This is a genomic window from Microbulbifer mixtoriginis (SeqCode) (genome assembly GCF_052467515.1).
In genome coordinates this window covers 1339840-1356913 of the sequence record NZ_CP174314.1, presented here as the reverse complement: position 1 = coordinate 1356913, position 17074 = coordinate 1339840, and the positions used below count along the sequence as shown (strand labels likewise).

The window sequence follows — 17074 nt, the reverse complement described above, 5'->3', positions numbered from 1 at the left end:
AGAATGAGGCACCAGGTCACTACATCAATCTTGAGACAAAAAAATGGGCACTAAAGTGCCCAAATAAATACATCACAGAGAGAAGCGATGATGCCAATCGCCAGGGATCAGGTCATCGGCACATCTCCCGTGCCGAATTAAGTTATGCTGCCACGGTGCCGGATTTGTTCTCCGTATCACCAGTCACAGAGTGGTGTCCGAAGCGTTCTTCAGCAATACGGTCGGCCACATGCGCTGTGGTCTCGCCAGTCTCGTCTGCACGCACAAACACTTCTTTCATGGTGCTGCCGATTTCTTCGATATGGGCCTTCACCTCTGCGGCGTCGTAGTCACCTTTTTGCTGGTAGTAAACATCAATAATGCCACCGGCGTTGATCACATAGTCTGGCGCATACAGAATGCCTTTCTCGCGCAGAGCCGCTGCATGGCGCTCCTCGGCCAGCTGGTTATTGGCTGCACCGGCCACAGCACCCACCTTCAGGCGGGAAATGGTGTCATCATTGAGGATGGCACCCATAGCGCAGGGAGCAAACAGATCCACATCCAGATCAAAGATCTCATCTGCGGTCACGGCAATAGCACCCAGCTCAGTTACCGCACGGTCGATATTGTCCTGGAAGATATCGGTCACAAACAGTTCTGCACCAGCGTCTTTCAGTAGTTTACCCAGGCGGAAGCCCACGTTGCCCACCCCCTGAATAGAGACCTTCAGACCCGTAAGGTCGGTTTTGCCCCAGCGGTGTTCGACAGCAGCCTTAAGGCCGACAAACACTCCATATGCAGTGGAGGGAGAGGGGTCACCGCCGAATTCAGAACCCGCGAACAGACCGGACACATACTCGGTGGTCTCGCCAATTACGCTCATGTCGGCAACACTGGTGCCGGAATCCTCTGCGGTAATATAGCGGCCGCCCAGGGTATTGATGAACTCACCCATGGCGCGCAGCAGCTCGGGAGTCTTTTCCTTACGCGGATCGCCAATAATGACAGATTTTCCGCCACCCAGCTTCAAGCCAGCCATAGCAGACTTGTAGGTCATGCCTCGTGAAAGACGCAGAACATCATTCAGAGCCTCGCCGTCATCGGCGTATGGCCACATGCGGCAACCACCCAGGGAGGGACCTAAATTCGTATTGTGTACCGCGATAATTGCTTTGAGACCACTCTTAGCATCTTGGTAAAACGCCACTTGTTCGTGCTTATCGTAGGCGGAATGGGAAAAAATACTCATTAACTGTTCCTCTCCGGAAGGCCGGTTCTACAGCTGGGGAACAACCACAGCCCTTATCTGTTTTTATTTAGGGGTAAGATTATATCTAGCTTCGGCAGATAAAGTTTGCATATTTTGCACAGAACAGCACTGTAATAGCTAAATCCTCATACGAATTATTTTTTTTTAGGACAGCGGCCCCTACGGAAATATACTGGGCCATACAGTCATCGATCTTGACTGCCCCTTCAACCCGGCATCTTTGCGCTTAATCAAACGGATATGATTTCTCCTTCTTTAGCCCCCTGTTACCCGCTTCATTCTGGTCTGGTAGAATCCGCGCCTAAATCGACCCCCGAGAGATCAACTCGATGCTGAATGCCGACGCTCTGAAACAACTTTCACAACTGAAAACAGATATTCGCTCCAGTAAGGAGTTTGCCGAGGGCCGGGTTCGCGGCAGCAACGGCAAATTTGGCTTTGTGGAGCTAGAAGATGGACGCGAGGCTTTTTTACCTCCCAATGAGATGGAACGGGTTTTCCCTGGTGATCGTGTCCGAGTCAGCCTCACGGAAGAGAAAAAAGGCAAGCTCAGCGCTGAGCTGGATACCCTGATCGAAAGCCAACTCGACTATCTGGTTGGGCAATATGTGCAGCGGGGCCAGGGGCACTTTATCCAGCCCAGCCAGAACGGCTTGTCGCGCTGGATTTTCCTGCCTCCCAAGGCCCGCGGTAAAGCACAGCCCGGAGAGTTTATCGCTTGTAAAATCAATCGACACCCGTTCAAAGATGGCCGCGCCCAGGCAAAAGTGGAAACGGTCATTGGCAAGCCCGATATCCCCGGTATTGAGCATGCTTATGTAGTAGCGCAATTCAAATTGCCTGAGCAGTTTGGCCAGCCTGCGCAGGCCCAGGCGCAAGAAATCAGCGCTCAACTCGCCGAAGTGATCTCCGAGCGCCAGGATCTGTCTGAACTGGGCTTTGCCACAATCGATGCGGAAAGTACCCGCGATATGGACGACGCCCTCGCCGTCACCACCCGCAACGAAGGCTGGACCCTGCATATCGCCATAGCCGACCCCTCCAGTGTGATAGAAACCGGCAGCCCCCTGGACAAAGAGGCGTTCGAGCGCGCTCACAGCCAATACCTGCCCGGTGAAACCCTACCCATGCTGCCGCGAAACCTGTGTGAAAACCTATTCTCCCTGGTACCCGGAGAACTGCGCCCGGCCCTGGTGGTTCATATTGATATCAACACTGATGGCAGCCTGGGCGAGAGCCGCTATGAATTTGCTGCGATTCGCTCCCAGCACAAGCTGAGCTACATCCAAGTGAGCCAGTTCATTGAGGGCGACGAATCCGCCGTACCAGAAGAGCAAAAACAGAGTTTGCGCAACCTGGCTGCCGTTTTTGAAGCTCGCTCTGCCTATCGCGCAAATCACTCCCTGGCGATGGAAGACCGCCCCGATTACGAGATTCACCTCGACGACAAGCGCAAGATCGCTCGTATCGAAAAGCAGGAGCGCAATATTGCTCAGCGCATGGTGGAAGAAGCCATGCTCGCCACAAATATCAGCATTGGCGGCAAACTGGCTGAGCTGCAACAGGGCTGCTTCTCGGTACACCTGGGTTTTCGCGAGGAACGCATGGGTGAGGTACGTAGCCTACTCAAAGAGTTACTACCGGAGCATGCAGAGCAAGACCTCGGCGAATTGCCAAATTACCTAGCCCTGGTTAAGTATCTGGAAAGCCATGGCGATGCACAGATGCAAAACCTGTTGTCGGTTCTGAAGCGCATGCTGCGCCCCGGCCAACTCGACAACAAAGCGGGAGCGCACCTAGGTCTGGGCCTTGAAGCCTACGCCACTGCGACCTCCCCCATTCGTAAATACAACGACCTGCATAACCATCGGGTACTGCGTGCCGCCCAACAAGACGGCCCTGCTGCGGCGCTTGGTGACGAACAGATCGAAGCCCTGCAGGACAGCCTGACCCGCGGCCGCCAGGCCAATCGTGCGCTCGAGCAATGGCTTTATGCCCAATTTATGCAGGACAAGGTTGGACAGGCGTTCAGCGGCAAGATCACCCTGGTCAATGGCGCCGGTCTCGGTGTGCGCCTGGACGAATTTGGTATTGATGGATTTGTTCGCCTAAATGGGGATAAAAAGAACCTGCCGAATTTTGACGGCAAGCACCTTACCCTTACCTACAACGAACAGAGCTACCAGCTGGAACAAACTATCAGCGTTAAAGTTTCCTCTGTAGATGTCGATAAACGCCGCATCTCCCTGGAGCTCTTACCTGAAACTTCAGCAAACGAAATGGCTATAGAGAAATAAGCCAAGTAGAACCCCAAAGAGCCCGGCACCCGCCGGGCTCTTTACTGTTATGCCCTAGCTGCGCCAATTTAAACGCAGAGCATAAAACCAACCCATAACAATGCCCGAGGCCACCAATGAGCAATATTGCTGAGCTGAACCCTAAACCGCTATGGCAACACTTTGCCAAACTCTGTGAAATTCCCCGCCCATCCAAGCATGAAGACCGCGTTGTCGAACACATTGTGGAATTTGCCAAGAATCGCGGCTTAGAAGTTCAGCTCGACGAAATTGGCAATGTCATTATCAAGAAGCCGGCTACCCCCGGCATGGAAAACCGCCAGACACTGGCACTGCAAAGCCATGTGGATATGGTGCCGCAGAAAAATGCCGATACTGATCACGATTTTCTGACGGACCCCATCAAACCCTATATCGATGGTGAGTGGGTAACCGCAGAAGGCACCACCCTGGGGGCCGATAACGGCATCGGTGTAGCTGCCATCCTCGCCCTGATGGAATCTACAGATATCCCGCACCCAGCCCTGGAAGCACTGCTGACTATTGATGAAGAAGCGGGTATGACCGGAGCGAAAAATCTTAAGCCAGGTTATTTCGAAGCAGACCTGCTGTTAAATCTCGATACCGAAGATGAGGGAGAACTCTACATCGGCTGTGCTGGTGGAGTGGACGTTAATGCCGCCTTACCCTACACCGCCGAGCCTCTGATGGCTGATGCTCAGGCTTTCAAACTCACTGTACGCGGTCTACGCGGTGGGCACTCCGGCCTGGACATTGACAAAGGTCGCGGTAACGCCAATAAAATTGCCAATCGTGTTATTGATACCGCTCAGCGAAGCATTCCCCAATTGCGCATTGCCAGCCTCGATGGTGGCAGCTTGCGCAATGCCATCCCTCGGGAATCTTTCAGCACACTAGTTGTACCGAATAACGCACAGAAACAATTACAGGAAATTGTTGAGCAAGAGAGCGCGCAAATTGCACGCGAATTCGACAATGAAGCATCGCTGGAGATTTGCTTGGAAGCAGCCGAAGCACCGAGCAGCGTTATGGATGAAGCGAGCCAGCTGAAATTAATCCGTGCTATTCGCGCCTGCCCCAACGGTGTAGAACGCATGAGCACCGCACTGGATGGTATTGCCGATACATCCAACAACTTGGCTCGTGTGGTAACTGTTGAAGAAAACGGCCAACATCAAGTAAAGATGCAATGCCTGGTACGCAGCCTCTCCGACAGCGCCCGAGACCACCATGGACTCGACGTAGCCGCCATATTCGAGCTGACCGGTGCAAAAACCAAACTGGGCAATGCCTATCCCGGCTGGACGCCAAACCCAGCCTCACCACTACTTGCCATGATGCGGGAAGTGTACAAGGAAATGACTGGGGAACATGCAGAAGTAAAAGTCATCCACGCCGGCCTGGAATGCGGTCTTTTAGCCAAGCCATACCCCAACTGGGACATGGTCTCATTCGGCCCCACTATCCGACGCGCCCACTCACCCGAAGAGCGAGTGCATATTCAGAGTGTGGCTAACTTCTGGGATTATTTTATTAAAGTTGTGCAGGCCATTCCTGCCCGTAGCTAGCTTAACGATCAACCTATAGAGCTATCTTTAACAGTATCATCCTTTTTTATTGCCTGCCCACTACAAATCATCTGAGTGGGCAGGCGACCCCCAACAAGTAAAAATCAAGTCAGCAGTCTTCTTTCTCAATCTAATTTACTTTTTTGTCTCATCAATTAATAAAATATTTTTTATTTTCCAAAGAGTGCTCAGCGCCTTTATAAAAATTCTTACTCTAGAAACCACTACGGAACTTCCCTTGAATGCCTTAGGTCAATAGAATCGCTTTAACACAACATGGAAGAACTATGAAAAGTGTGATTTTTGCCTGTATTCTTTTCCCATCCTTCGCATTCGCCTCTGCAAATCTGAATAACCACCTTAGCTTTGGTGTAGGTACACAATATGGAGGCCTTTTAGGTATCTAGTACTCAAACACCTATGGGGCCGACACTTTTTATATCGGAGGAGGGCTGGCCGACAACCTTGATGTAGAGTATGGAATAACCCTTGGATGGGAAAGAAGCTTGAACCCAAAACACTCCCTCGGCTTACTTATAAGAACAAAAGAGCTAGATTGGGAACATTATATTTATGAAAATTCAAACCTTCTCAGTGCATCGCCGAACAATAAGTCATTATCTGAATTCAAATATAAAGGACGTTATGAAAGCTTTATCGCAGGATCTTACACTTACTTCTTCAATAGATATGACGAGGCCAGCCTCTTAGGTGGTATCAGTTTGGGAAAATCCTACCTAAAAACTAATAAAGATGGCTCATTCAGAGATGGGACCGAGCTAAAACTACATTTCGGCTATCAATTCTAAACATTCACAGGGAACGATATTAATGAAAACTACCAGTCTAGCAATTTGCTCTCTTAAGTTAACGGGCTGTGGGACTTTCACCACCCTCTCCAGCACAGACCGTGAAATTTCTGCAAATTTAAAACGGCAAAAATCCAACTGTGAATCCATCCCGAGAGTCTACAGGGGTCTTTCCTACAATATATGTAAAATGCATTCAGACAGTGAATCAATAAATGTCGACTTACTTCTCGGCGTGTATCTCGAAGACAGCCTCTTTTCCACCGCAACTGACACAATAGTGCTTCCATTTACCATGATTGAGCAGAGGAAAAACGGAAATATTTCAGTCTCCAGCAGTCAGTATTAGCAATGGTATTTAAGTAAAAACAGAGAATAAAAGCCGCTGGCAGTCCCATGAAGTATCAATAGCTGCCAGCCTCTTATAAATCAACAACATTTCCTATGACAGTTGAAAAATCCTATTGACCTCGACAACACAATGAGCTTAATAAGGTTAACTACTCCCCCCCCGCTGAGGGATGCTGAGAAATCCAATGTTTGGCAATATCTGACCTTCTACAAATCCAAACTTTTTCATGATTTTGGATATAGTCAATAAATTGGAGTAAAGCCATTGCACGAGCGGGGTGGCCACTGATTCGGCCATGTAAACCAACCGTTAACATTTTCGCCTGACTCTCCCCTTCTAGCCAGAGAAGATCAAACGCATCTTTTAAAATTTGAAAAAAATCTTCTGCCGAAGCGCAGCCATTTGGGAAAAGATATCGAACATCATTATTCACAAGACTATAGGGAATGATTAGCCTAGGCTTTGGGGTATAACTCCAGTATGGCAAGTCATCACTGTAGGAGTCAGAACTATAGAGGACCTGGGAAACTTCCCCTAGAAGTTTGCGGGTATTAGCACTAGTGCGACCGATATACCAACCAACTTCTCTCTCTCCAGTTAGTCTTTCAATGCACTTATGGGTTGCTCGTATATGCTCTCGCTCAACGGCTTCATCAATATGGCGATAATCTAACCAGCGATATCCATGCCCTGCTATTTCATGACCTGCGGCTACCAATGCCTGTGCCACACTTGGGTTTAATTCCAGTGCCAACCCACAGGCGAAGGCCGTTAGTGGGAGTTTGTTCGAGTTGAAGATATTGAGGATACGCCACACGCCAGCCCGGCTACCATACTCATACATACTCTCAACACTGAGGTCTCTTTCCCCTAAACGCGGCTCCCTACCGAAGAGTTCATGTAAGTAAGCTTCCGATTGATCATCCCCGTTTAAAACACAAGATTCAGCGCCCTCCTCTATATTCAGTACAAATTGAACGGCTATTCTGGCCCCATTCGGCCATTTTGGATCCGGAGGCTGCCCTGCATAGCCTTCTAAGTCACGCTCAATCATCAACCCAGCTCAAAGGTTGTTACACCGAAAATACGCTCATGAGCAATATCGGGCTTAGAGCCTAGGTACATACGCGCACAACCAAATACCTCTTTCATATTATATTTTTTAACTAAAGCTATGGCTTCTTGATTATTTTCCGGCACGTCCAAAAATACAGCCCCTCTTGAAGAAAACTTTGTCAATTCAATTAATAGCGCTTCAGCCAACTGACCGTTATTGGCAAATAAAGGGCCCACTTTACAACCTTCACCACAGCGGCGAATTACCCCATAACCTTTCAACGTTCCCGATTGCAATACTCCCAAAGCCTGAGCCCCTTCTTGATTCAGCCAAGTACGCAAGAATTTTTCCCTTCCTGCAGGGAAGCAGGTCATGTCATATTGAAGAAGCTGATCGAAAGGAATCTCTGCAAGAGGTAATATTTCAAAATTTCCACTACCATTTGAAGCCACTTTTAAAGGCACGGCCATACTAAAACGCAAGTTGCGATGAGAGAATTTAAAGCCGCCTTCCCCATAAAAACCCTGCATCTGGAATGCAGCATCCAGCCCCACTGAAGCTCCTGGGCTTAACCTTTCAAGCATTCGTTGACGACGGAAATACCAAAGTTTACGACCAAGCCCCAATCCTCTGTACTCTGGCTTCACAATAAAGAAGCCCATAAAGCCATATATTCCCTCATACGAGGTAATAGCACCACCGCCTATCATTTTGTCCTGAACCAGTGCAGCGATAAATGCTTTAGAGTCCGTTTGCCAAAAAGTTTCAGCATCATGCAATCCTGGATTCCAGCCCTCTTGAGCTGCCCAATTTACCAAAACATCGACTTCAGGGCGCTGCATATTACGTATAGTCATCGTATCTTTCATATCCACCCCTATTTATAAAGAGACTGAGATCAACTTCATTTATAATCTAGTTAAATGTGACTTTTTAAATCCGGTTAACTCTTTGGTGCAAGAAATTTAAAGGGAGTTGCCGGCTTAAGCTGCGAAGATATTTCACCACCAATATCACTCGGGGTATCCAGCTTCATGGATAAAACCTTCGCCCCACTTTTAAAATCTAAACTACTAAAATCCAACCAAACCACCGAAGGGTTTATCACTGAGTCAAAGTAATATCGCATTCTCTTTTGATCTATCACTGAACGCCACAGGGTCGAGGCAATATTGGGTTTCCCTGGATCACTCATCCCCAGTGGCACACTCACAGCGCGTATTTGTGAGAAGACTGAGGCAACTGCCTTTCGATGATCTTTAAAATTTGGTGATGACTCAAGGGCAAAACTAGCACGGACAAAACGATCTGCTGCAGTTATGGTACCAGGCAGAAAATTCTCACCACCAATTTGGCTCCAATAAGTATTAATCGCCAGTTGTTGGCTATATATCGGAGAATTGGTCATGACCTTATATTGCTTGCCATGATGGACCTGTAGTGCTCCATTGATATACTCGAATATCGCAGAATCCCCACTGGGATCGGAGATTGAAATATGCGCTGTAGCGGGCTTACCATCAGGCAAATCAGCTCCTATCACAGTAAATGGATCTGCCTCCATCGCTGCAACCACTTCTTCAACAGTTGCATAATTGTCCAGCATATATTGAAGCCAGGCTCCAACTGAAATAGTCGGTTTTCCACGCTTTTGAGGGTTTCCATATTCAGCCTCAGCCAGATAAAGTAGATTCCCAGCCAAGCCTGCCTCATTAAGGCCATCAGAAGTTGCCGCCTCATAAATACTTATTACTACCGAACCGTACTTCGAAGTCCAAGTTATCGACTGTTGACCAACACCTCCATTTCTCTGCATCCCTTTTGGGAACAACCAAAAGTCCATTGCAGCGGTGGTATCACTCCAGTCCATACTTCTCCCTGTAATATAAGAACCATCACCAGCCTCATAAAAAATTCTAGTGCAGGCACTGGCATTGCTTTGGCTCAACCCAACAAACAAGATCAAAGCTGTACCAAGTAAACCGCGAACAAATTTATTGTCCATCATCTTTTCCCTGATATACATGCCATTAATTTCCTTTTAAATTTTTAAAGCCACACCGATCAACCACTAATCAACCCTATTTCAATAACGATCAAGTCATCTTTAATGGCCAAGTCTAGCTTTAGCTGCCAGCAATAAACGACAACATGTGGAAAGAGACGAAAGCGATTTAACTGAATATTTCCACTTAACCCTGATCTCATAAAAAGACGCTTAAAAATTCATTATGAAGATCGTCCACAAGCCTTAAAGCGATCCTGAATCTCACTATCTGATAACGTGAACAACAACCGTTTGATACATCTAATTAGAATCCCTTGTATTTAGGCACGATAGGAGTATTTCTGTCATATAATTCTACGCTGTGATTTAATCAAATTCTGACTGCAGTATTATTCAGTACAATAAAGCTAGTTAATATCAAGCCCTTCTATCAACATTCAATCAGCAAAGACGGGATTTTATGAACACTATAGGAAGATTGGTTATTCTTGTTCGTGACTACGAAGAAGCTATTAATTTTTACCGCGACAAACTTGGTTTCGAAGTTTTTATTGATTCAGAGGCTCCGCCATTAAGATTCGTTCACCTTCGCCTACCCGAACAGAAAGACATGGGCATTTGGCTCTTACAAGCCTCCTCCAATAGTCAATTGGATCAGGTTGGCAGGCAGACGGCGGGTCAACCCTGTGCAGTTATTTATACAGAGGATTTTGATAATGAATATAAGCGCCTAATAAATAATGGAGTAAAATTTACTAAGCCTAGGACCTCAGATTCCAACGCCGAGTTTGCCCATTTTGAAGACCTGTATGGCAATGAGTTTATACTTGTCCAGCTGCAAACAGAAGTGGTTGATTAAACTGCTTTTTCTACCAAACTTGCCACTGCTAGCACCCAACTACGGTGGCAGGGGTTCAATTTAAATCTCTCCGAACTCACTATCTGCGCCTCATTCATTCGTTAGTATAGAAGCCATACTATTACAAAACTTACTGTTTACTTCTCTTTCTCTATCACATATAAATCGGGCAAGACTCGCTCTACATGTACCAAGTCCCATACTTTTATACCTCTTGATCTAACCCGAGCTAATTACAGGTCAAATTTTCAGCATCGGAGTGTGCATAACCAGTCCAAAACTGGTGCGCCAAAGAATAAAAGGAAGTCTGTTTCTTAACATAATAACACTCAAAACATATTGGCCCCTTCAGGCCACTGAACTACGGGCACTAACTCAAAGAATGAAGCAGCCCAAGGCTCAACGCTATCATTTGGAAGTACCATGAAAAGAAACTTGATAATGCTGGTACCAGGACTTACCCGTGTCACCAGTACTGCACAATTGTCCGAGTTTACAGAGGGGCTTATTGCCGCGAGTGAACGTATACCACTCACCCCCATAGCAGCGCCCACTATTCCCCCGGGCGTTCAGCGTTTGCGAGCTACCTCCGCAGGGCAGGAGATGGAACTAGACCTGGTTGAAGCTTATTGGAACGACCTGGTACCCAGTATTACCCAACAGACATTAAAAACTCGCCTCGCCAGGGGCTTTTCACTTATCTGGTTCTGGCTCGCTAATTTACATATTTGGAAAGGAGTACTGCGGCGCAAATACCTCACCTTTGGGCTAACCCTGTCAGCACTAGCCTTTATAGTTTGGTACATAGGTACCATTATACTATTTGTTGAAGCTATTGAACCTGCCGCTGATAACCCATTCTTCCCTCTGGTAGAGGAATTGAAAAGATCTGTTGAATATATTGGTGGCTGGCGTATTTGGGCAGTGGCAACAGCGATTGTCGCTCTCATGCCCGTATCACTACTGGTTGATATCTCAGATTTTTGTAAGCGCTATCTAACTAATGAGCCCGCGGCCAGAGGTAAACCCGCTGTGCGCTTTGAGATTATCAGACGTGTGCGCGAGCAACTGCAAAGCAGCCTAGCCTTAGAAAACTATGAATCAGTTACAATAGTCGGGCATAGCTTTGGTAGCGTAGTTACTGTGGATCTCTTTGCAGACCTTCCCTCCTTTGGCACGCCAGTGCGAATTCTAACCATGGGCTCATTAATCGAAGTTCTGGGTAAACAGGCCCCATGGCTACAAAACGAAGTTCTAGAGTTATCCCAGCGCGATGATCTGATTGAATGGATTGATATCAAATCCCACTCCGACTGGTTTGCCAGCGGCTCAGCCGTACCTGAAGCTCATAATTGCTATGAGAGGGTAATCGGTTCTTATGGCACTTTTCCAGATAAAATCGCGGCTAAAGTACATTCCCGCTATTTCGACAATCAGGAAGCAGTCAGATTTCTATTGTCATATTTTGAACGGCAGGACTCCGCTAAAGTTTGTAAAAATGAAGTAGCCTTAGAACCAGCTTAATGAAAGTTGAGCGATAGTAGCCATCCAACTATCGCTTACTTGAAGTAACAATCAGAATATCCATAAACGTCAACAGCAAGGAGAGTACAGATGTTGTCCACCCCACCCAAGGTAGCATCCGCTCTGTTATACATAGTTCTGGCACTAGCCATCAGCAGTTGCTCCCAGCTAGCTCCAAGATATGATGCGGAACTCTATTCAGATCTCACTGAGGTAAATGCAGAACTCATGCAGTTCTTTTCCTCAGTTTCTCATGGTACAGATAAAGACTCCTATGCTAAAAGAGACCAAAACTACCATGCATTAATTGGCAAGATTGACGCCTTGGCGATGCAATCCAACACCCGGCCAATGCCCAATAAAGATACACTCAAGAAAATCAACAACTATTTTAGTTCTACAGGAGCAGATATCGTTTTCAATGAGCAGCCACCCAGTGTCAATTCACTAAAAAAAATCTCTAGCAGCCTTAATCGAATGCGCAAAGAAGACGAAGACAAGGGGCTTCGCTCTACCATTGTGGCGCTTTTCAAGAATGAAGTTGTAATCTCTATGGACCAGGCTTTAACTTACGAATCCTTCTTAAACCGCTGAGGACTTTGCCATGTCACTGGACGTAACCCAATTGATCTCAGATATTAAAGATGCAACCTCTACCGTTATTGAGCATGACATCACAGAAATCCGTGGCTTCTCAGAGCGCCAGTTATCCGCTCTAGCCCTTCAGGCAAAATTGATTGCCAAAGCCATCATGGAAAACGAAATTGGTGAGGACTTGAGAGATTACTTTCTTGATTCTATCGAGGATATGGCTTTGAATTTTGCCAGAACCCTCCGCGGCCTTCTTGCTGTAACCATAGAAAAAATCTGGAATGCCGTCGTGGGAGTAATTTGGACCGCATTGGAAGCCTGCACAGGTATTTCATTAAAAATCGCTTCCTGAGCATTCAGTAATTATATAGCCCCACAAATGTCACGGACTGACTGTGGGGAATGCCATGATGTAATTGTTTTTATATTTCAAGCAGTTTTACGGAAATAGCATTCTTCATTACCGCCACACTGCCCCTCTAAATCAGCTTCAGACTCCGCGAACAATTCAAGTAGCCATCCGGAAAATATCGAAGTAATCCTTTGCTAAAGATAAGTCAATCCGCTTACTTCTTCCTCTTCAAGGTTAATATCGATATGCGCCCAGCGGCTTAAAGACACATTAGCAAACAGAGAATAATAATTGGCCTAGCTGAAATATGGGATTAAGGTTGGACTACTGGCGTAGTGTGCCCGGCTCAGATAAAATCTGGCTGCAACCCTGCCCCCTACTTTTAAACGGTTAGGGGAGTTCTTCGATGACCCTACCCTTTAACAGAACCAAGTGTCTGCAACTGCACTCAAACTATTGCAGCTCAGCCACAAAGGCTTTCACAGAGAAAACGGCCCCGTTACGACCATCCTACTGAAAGAACAATAACCTACAATCTCTGCAGGCATTGATGCTGCACATTCTATCCTCCCCCGCCAAATTTCGGACAAAAAACAACCAATTCGTCATTTGGAAACAGCTCACTAGCTGCCGCGCCCCAGTTTCCGCATAATTAACGTCCGCACACGCAACTGAACACCAAATGGCCTGATGTATGTGGTTTAAGAACCTTCGTATTTACCGCTTAACCAAAGAATTCTCTCTGGATGCCGAAAAACTAAACGAGCTACTGGAAGCCCAGGCATTTGTGCCTTGCGGTAGCCAGGACAGTGTCCGCTACGGTTGGGTCTCTCCCCTGGGCAGACACGGCAATCAATTGGTACATGCCACCAATGGCTACCTGATGGTCTGCGCCAAGAAGCAAGAAAAAGTTCTACCAGCAGCCGTTATCAATGAGAAAGTAGAAGAACTGGCCCAGGCCATTTCAGAAAAAGAGGCCCGACAGGTGGGCCGCAAGGAACGTCAAAACCTCAAAGATGAGGTACTGCTGGAAATGCGCCCCAAGGCTTTTGCACGGTCCCGCTTGCACTTCGCCTATATCGCCCCACAGGAGGGCTGGGTAGTGGTTGATGCTTCCTCTGCCTCCGCCGCTGAAGAGTTATTGGAAAATCTACGCGAAGCCATTAGCAGCCTCGCGGTAGTCCCTCTATCAGCCAAAAACCTGCCACAACAAACAATGACCCACTGGCTCACCGCTCCCGAGGCCCCCGCTCAATTTGATTTCGGACACGAATGCGAACTGCGCGACCCAAAGGACAGCGGCAGTGTGATCCGCTGCAAAAACCAAGACCTATGCGCCGAGGAAATTCACAACCACTTGGTTGCTGGCCTGCAGGTACACAAGTTGGGGCTGATTTGGCGCGGCGGGGTCGATTTCCTGGTGGACGACCAACTCTCCGTGAAACGGGTAAAGTTTAGCGATGAGTTGCTGGAAAAGGCAGATAACACCGATGCCGAAAGTGCGGCGCAGCGCTTCGATGCAGATTTCGCAGTAATGGCACTGGAAATTTCAGCCCTAATCAAGGATCTACTCAATGCCTTTGGTGGCGTTAATACCGAATCTGCCAGCGTAGAGGAGATGGTCGCTAAAGCCTCCCGCTCTGAAGCTAAAGAGCTGGCGCGAGGAGTAGAAGAAGTGGTCTTCTGATAGCCCTGTTTTACTGCAAAAGAAATGAATGGAGCAGTGAACAATAACCTGACCCGGAGCGGGACGAAAGCCCCGCCCAAGGTCAAAGTGTCGCTTTCTGAAGCTCAGATCTCCACGACTGGTCGGCCCGGCTCACCCCACAACACATGGTATTTGCGCTGCTCGGGCTGATCTACCCGTGAAAAGGTGTGCGCACCGAAGAAGTCCCGCTGCCCTTGCAGCAAGTTGGCTGGTAGGGACTCTGAGCGGAAAGCGTCGTAATAGCTCAGAGCTGAAGACAGCGCCGGTACCGGAATGCCATTGAGAGTTGCACTCGCCACTGCCTGGCGCCAGTTAGCCTGGTGATCGGCGATCTGCTGGGTAAAGAAGTCATCTAATAACAAATTAGAGAGTTTGGAGTCTCGATCGTAGGCGTCACTAATCGATTGCAGGAATACCGCACGGATTATACAGCCGGCACGCCAGATTCTCGCAATTTCCGAGAAGTTCAGCTGCCAGCCCTGCTCCCGCGCAGCCAGTTTCATCAGGTCAAAACCTTGGGCGTAAACACAGATCTTGGCGCAGTAAAGGGCATCATGCAGCTGTTGGATCACCTCCTCACGCTGCTCTGCCGCTACCTGGGTGAGAACTGGGCCCTTGAGTTTCTGCGCGGCGCGGGTGCGCAAAATTTTGCGAGTAGATAGGGAGCGGGCGTAAACCGCCTCGGCAATACTCGGCGCAGGACAGCCTACTTCAAGACTGCTGATAGCCGTCCAAAGGCCGGTCCCCTTCTGACCCGCACGATCCAAAATCACATCCACCAGCGGTTGTTCGGTAACAGAATCTAGGGTGGAAAGCACTTCAGCACTGATATTAATCAGGTAGCTGTTTAACGGACCTCGATTCCACTCACGGAACACTTCGGCAATCTCCGCCGGTGACATCGCCAAGGCACTGCGCATCACATGGTAAGCCTCGCAGATCATTTGCATATCCGCGTACTCGATGCCGTTATGCACCATTTTTACATAGTGCCCAGAACCAATAGGGCCGATATAAGCCGCGCAGGGCTCACCCTCTTTCACCGGATTACCCGGCTCAAAGCGCTCTATAGGCTGGCCACTGGCCTTGTCCACTTTGGCCGAAATCGCGTGCCAAACGGGCTCGATACGGCTCCAGGCGTAGCGATCGCCACTGGGCATCAGAGACGGCCCAAATCGCGCACCAACCTCACCACCGGATACTGCCGTTGTAAAGAAGATCAGCTTACCTTCATAGCGCTTGGCACGCTCTACGGAGTCAGTCCAAAGGCTGTTACCCGTGTCCACAACAATATCATCAGCCTTGAGGCCAGCATCCAACAGTTTGCAACAAACATCATCTACTGGCGCCCCTGCAGGTACAGAAAGAATGATCAAGTGCGGCGCTTTGACCTTAGCCAACAACTCAGTGTATGAGTTACAGGTTTCCACGCGCGCAGGCCGATCACCACGTTCCTTTTTATCCTGTTCTAGCAGTGCATTGAGCCGATTGTGATCCAAATCGAAGGCACAGACCCGATAGCCATTATCAGCCAAGTTCAAGATCAGGTTCTTACCCATCACACCAGCGCCAATAAAGCCAATGTCGCACTGTGAATCAGACATCAAATTCTCCGTCATAAGATAGGGGGGCTTTCAAGGGCGCGGAGTATAACAATATGAGTCCAGGGCAGGGAGTGCAAAAACCAAACAAAACCGTCCCCAGCCATAGTAAAAACGGCTTGTAAAGTAGAAACTGGTACAGGTTATCCCTTCGCCAAGGACTTCCTCAAATTAGCCAGTAACGTGATAGCTTTTATCCTTTAATGCCAAATACACGCTCAGTATGCCCCACAAAAGCCTGCCCGAGTTAATTTAGATATTTAAAGCACTACAAAAAGACCTATGCAAAATTACACGCTGTCCGTTGATGCTAATTCAATCCACAACAAGACATTTACTGGAAGCCTCACGCTTTTCATCGGGTTTCTAACTATTTAGATATTTTCAAATATATTTCCTTTAATTCCCAACTCAAGTGAAAATCATACTAACGAAAGGCTATAAATAGTCGATATTTTCTTAACTGCTCAGGACTGGGAATACATCGATAGATTAAATCGACCCAATGGAAAAATTACAATCAACAAAACCTTCCCATAACCAGGAACCCAGCCACCGATAGTGTGTTGTTATTAGCAGTCATAACACCCCACCAGGAACCATTTTATATACAAACATGAAATAAGAATTGAAATAAAGTTAAGAAAACTGACAAACCAAAAGCTATATAAGCACTTTTAACTCATTCAATTTAATGAGAGAACAAACCCTAAACTCCTGTATCTTTGCACAACTCAAAACACATCAAAAATCTTAATAAAGATCAACAGAACAAAAATAATATAAATCTGCAAATGTCACTATCAACAATATAATACCTTTTTCTTATGTACGCCAACCTACCCCCACGCGATTCATAAATAAAACCAACCTATTAATAGATTGAGTTTGAGGATAGGAAATACGCCCCACAAATAAATCTGCGTCTATTTGGGCTAGACATCCCCCCAACGGTCGTCCCAACTCGTCTTTATAAATGGAAGGGGTTGGAACTGGGTCGGCTCCTATTATTTAGGTCAACTAAGTTTCATCACTTTCCAGCGATGATGAACGCTTCAAAAGGTAGCGCATATAA

General features: G+C 47.5%; 13 protein-coding genes. 8 read left to right on the top strand and 5 right to left on the bottom strand.

Annotated features, from left to right (window positions below; genetic code table 11):
* Positions 1-142: 142 nt before the first annotated feature.
* Positions 143-1231, bottom strand: coding sequence for a Glu/Leu/Phe/Val dehydrogenase dimerization domain-containing protein (locus ACJJIT_RS05810; RefSeq protein WP_252082454.1), 1089 nt, complete (start codon positions 1229-1231; stop codon positions 143-145).
* Between the two features lie 350 nt (positions 1232-1581).
* Between ACJJIT_RS05810 and ACJJIT_RS05805 the strand changes: the two genes are divergently transcribed.
* The 3 genes from ACJJIT_RS05805 (at position 1582) to ACJJIT_RS05795 (ending at position 5947) form a co-directional block, all read left to right on the top strand.
* Positions 1582-3549: a VacB/RNase II family 3'-5' exoribonuclease gene (locus ACJJIT_RS05805; protein ID WP_444900277.1), complete on the top strand. Its 1968-nt coding sequence runs from the start codon at positions 1582-1584 to the stop codon at positions 3547-3549.
* Positions 3550-3665: 116 nt separating this feature from the next.
* Entirely contained in the window at positions 3666-5138 is a 1473-nt protein-coding gene (locus ACJJIT_RS05800; protein WP_444900276.1) for an aminoacyl-histidine dipeptidase, read from the top strand.
* Positions 5139-5644: 506 nt separating this feature from the next.
* Entirely contained in the window at positions 5645-5947 is a 303-nt protein-coding gene (locus ACJJIT_RS05795; protein ID WP_444900275.1) for a hypothetical protein, read from the top strand.
* A gap of 500 nt (positions 5948-6447) precedes the next feature.
* On the opposite strand, the gene ACJJIT_RS05790 is transcribed toward ACJJIT_RS05795, so the two are convergent.
* From ACJJIT_RS05790 to ACJJIT_RS05780, 3 genes are all read right to left on the bottom strand, one after another.
* Positions 6448-7353 carry a polysaccharide deacetylase family protein gene (locus tag ACJJIT_RS05790; protein ID WP_444900274.1) on the bottom strand — a complete coding sequence of 302 codons (906 nt, stop codon included), beginning with the start codon at positions 7351-7353 and terminating at the stop codon, positions 6448-6450.
* Entirely contained in the window at positions 7353-8225 is an 873-nt protein-coding gene (locus ACJJIT_RS05785) for a GNAT family N-acetyltransferase (RefSeq protein WP_444900273.1), read from the bottom strand. Before ACJJIT_RS05785 ends, ACJJIT_RS05790 begins: the two co-directional genes overlap by 1 nt.
* 74 nt (positions 8226-8299) lie before the next feature.
* Positions 8300-9361 carry a linear amide C-N hydrolase gene (locus tag ACJJIT_RS05780; protein WP_444900272.1) on the bottom strand — a complete coding sequence of 354 codons (1062 nt, stop codon included), beginning with the start codon at positions 9359-9361 and terminating at the stop codon, positions 8300-8302.
* Between the two features lie 463 nt (positions 9362-9824).
* Between ACJJIT_RS05780 and ACJJIT_RS05775 the strand changes: the two genes are divergently transcribed.
* The 5 genes from ACJJIT_RS05775 (at position 9825) to rdgC (ending at position 14377) form a co-directional block, all read left to right on the top strand.
* Positions 9825-10223, top strand: coding sequence for a VOC family protein (locus tag ACJJIT_RS05775; protein ID WP_444900271.1), 399 nt, complete (start codon positions 9825-9827; stop codon positions 10221-10223).
* A 423-nt stretch (positions 10224-10646) separates the two neighbouring features.
* Positions 10647-11747: a hypothetical protein gene (locus ACJJIT_RS05770; protein WP_444900270.1), complete on the top strand. Its 1101-nt coding sequence runs from the start codon at positions 10647-10649 to the stop codon at positions 11745-11747.
* A gap of 90 nt (positions 11748-11837) precedes the next feature.
* Positions 11838-12341, top strand: a complete 504-nt coding sequence (locus ACJJIT_RS05765) for a hypothetical protein (protein WP_444900269.1) — start codon at positions 11838-11840, stop codon at positions 12339-12341.
* Positions 12342-12351: 10 nt separating this feature from the next.
* Positions 12352-12690, top strand: coding sequence for a hypothetical protein (locus ACJJIT_RS05760; protein WP_444900268.1), 339 nt, complete (start codon positions 12352-12354; stop codon positions 12688-12690).
* Positions 12691-13384: 694 nt separating this feature from the next.
* Positions 13385-14377 (top strand): recombination-associated protein RdgC, encoded by a 993-nt coding sequence (gene rdgC / locus ACJJIT_RS05755; protein WP_444900267.1) that lies wholly within the window; start codon positions 13385-13387, stop codon positions 14375-14377.
* 104 nt (positions 14378-14481) lie between these two features.
* On the opposite strand, the gene gndA is transcribed toward rdgC, so the two are convergent.
* Entirely contained in the window at positions 14482-16002 is a 1521-nt protein-coding gene (gene gndA / locus ACJJIT_RS05750) for an NADP-dependent phosphogluconate dehydrogenase (protein WP_252082477.1), read from the bottom strand.
* Positions 16003-17074: the final 1072 nt, after the last annotated feature.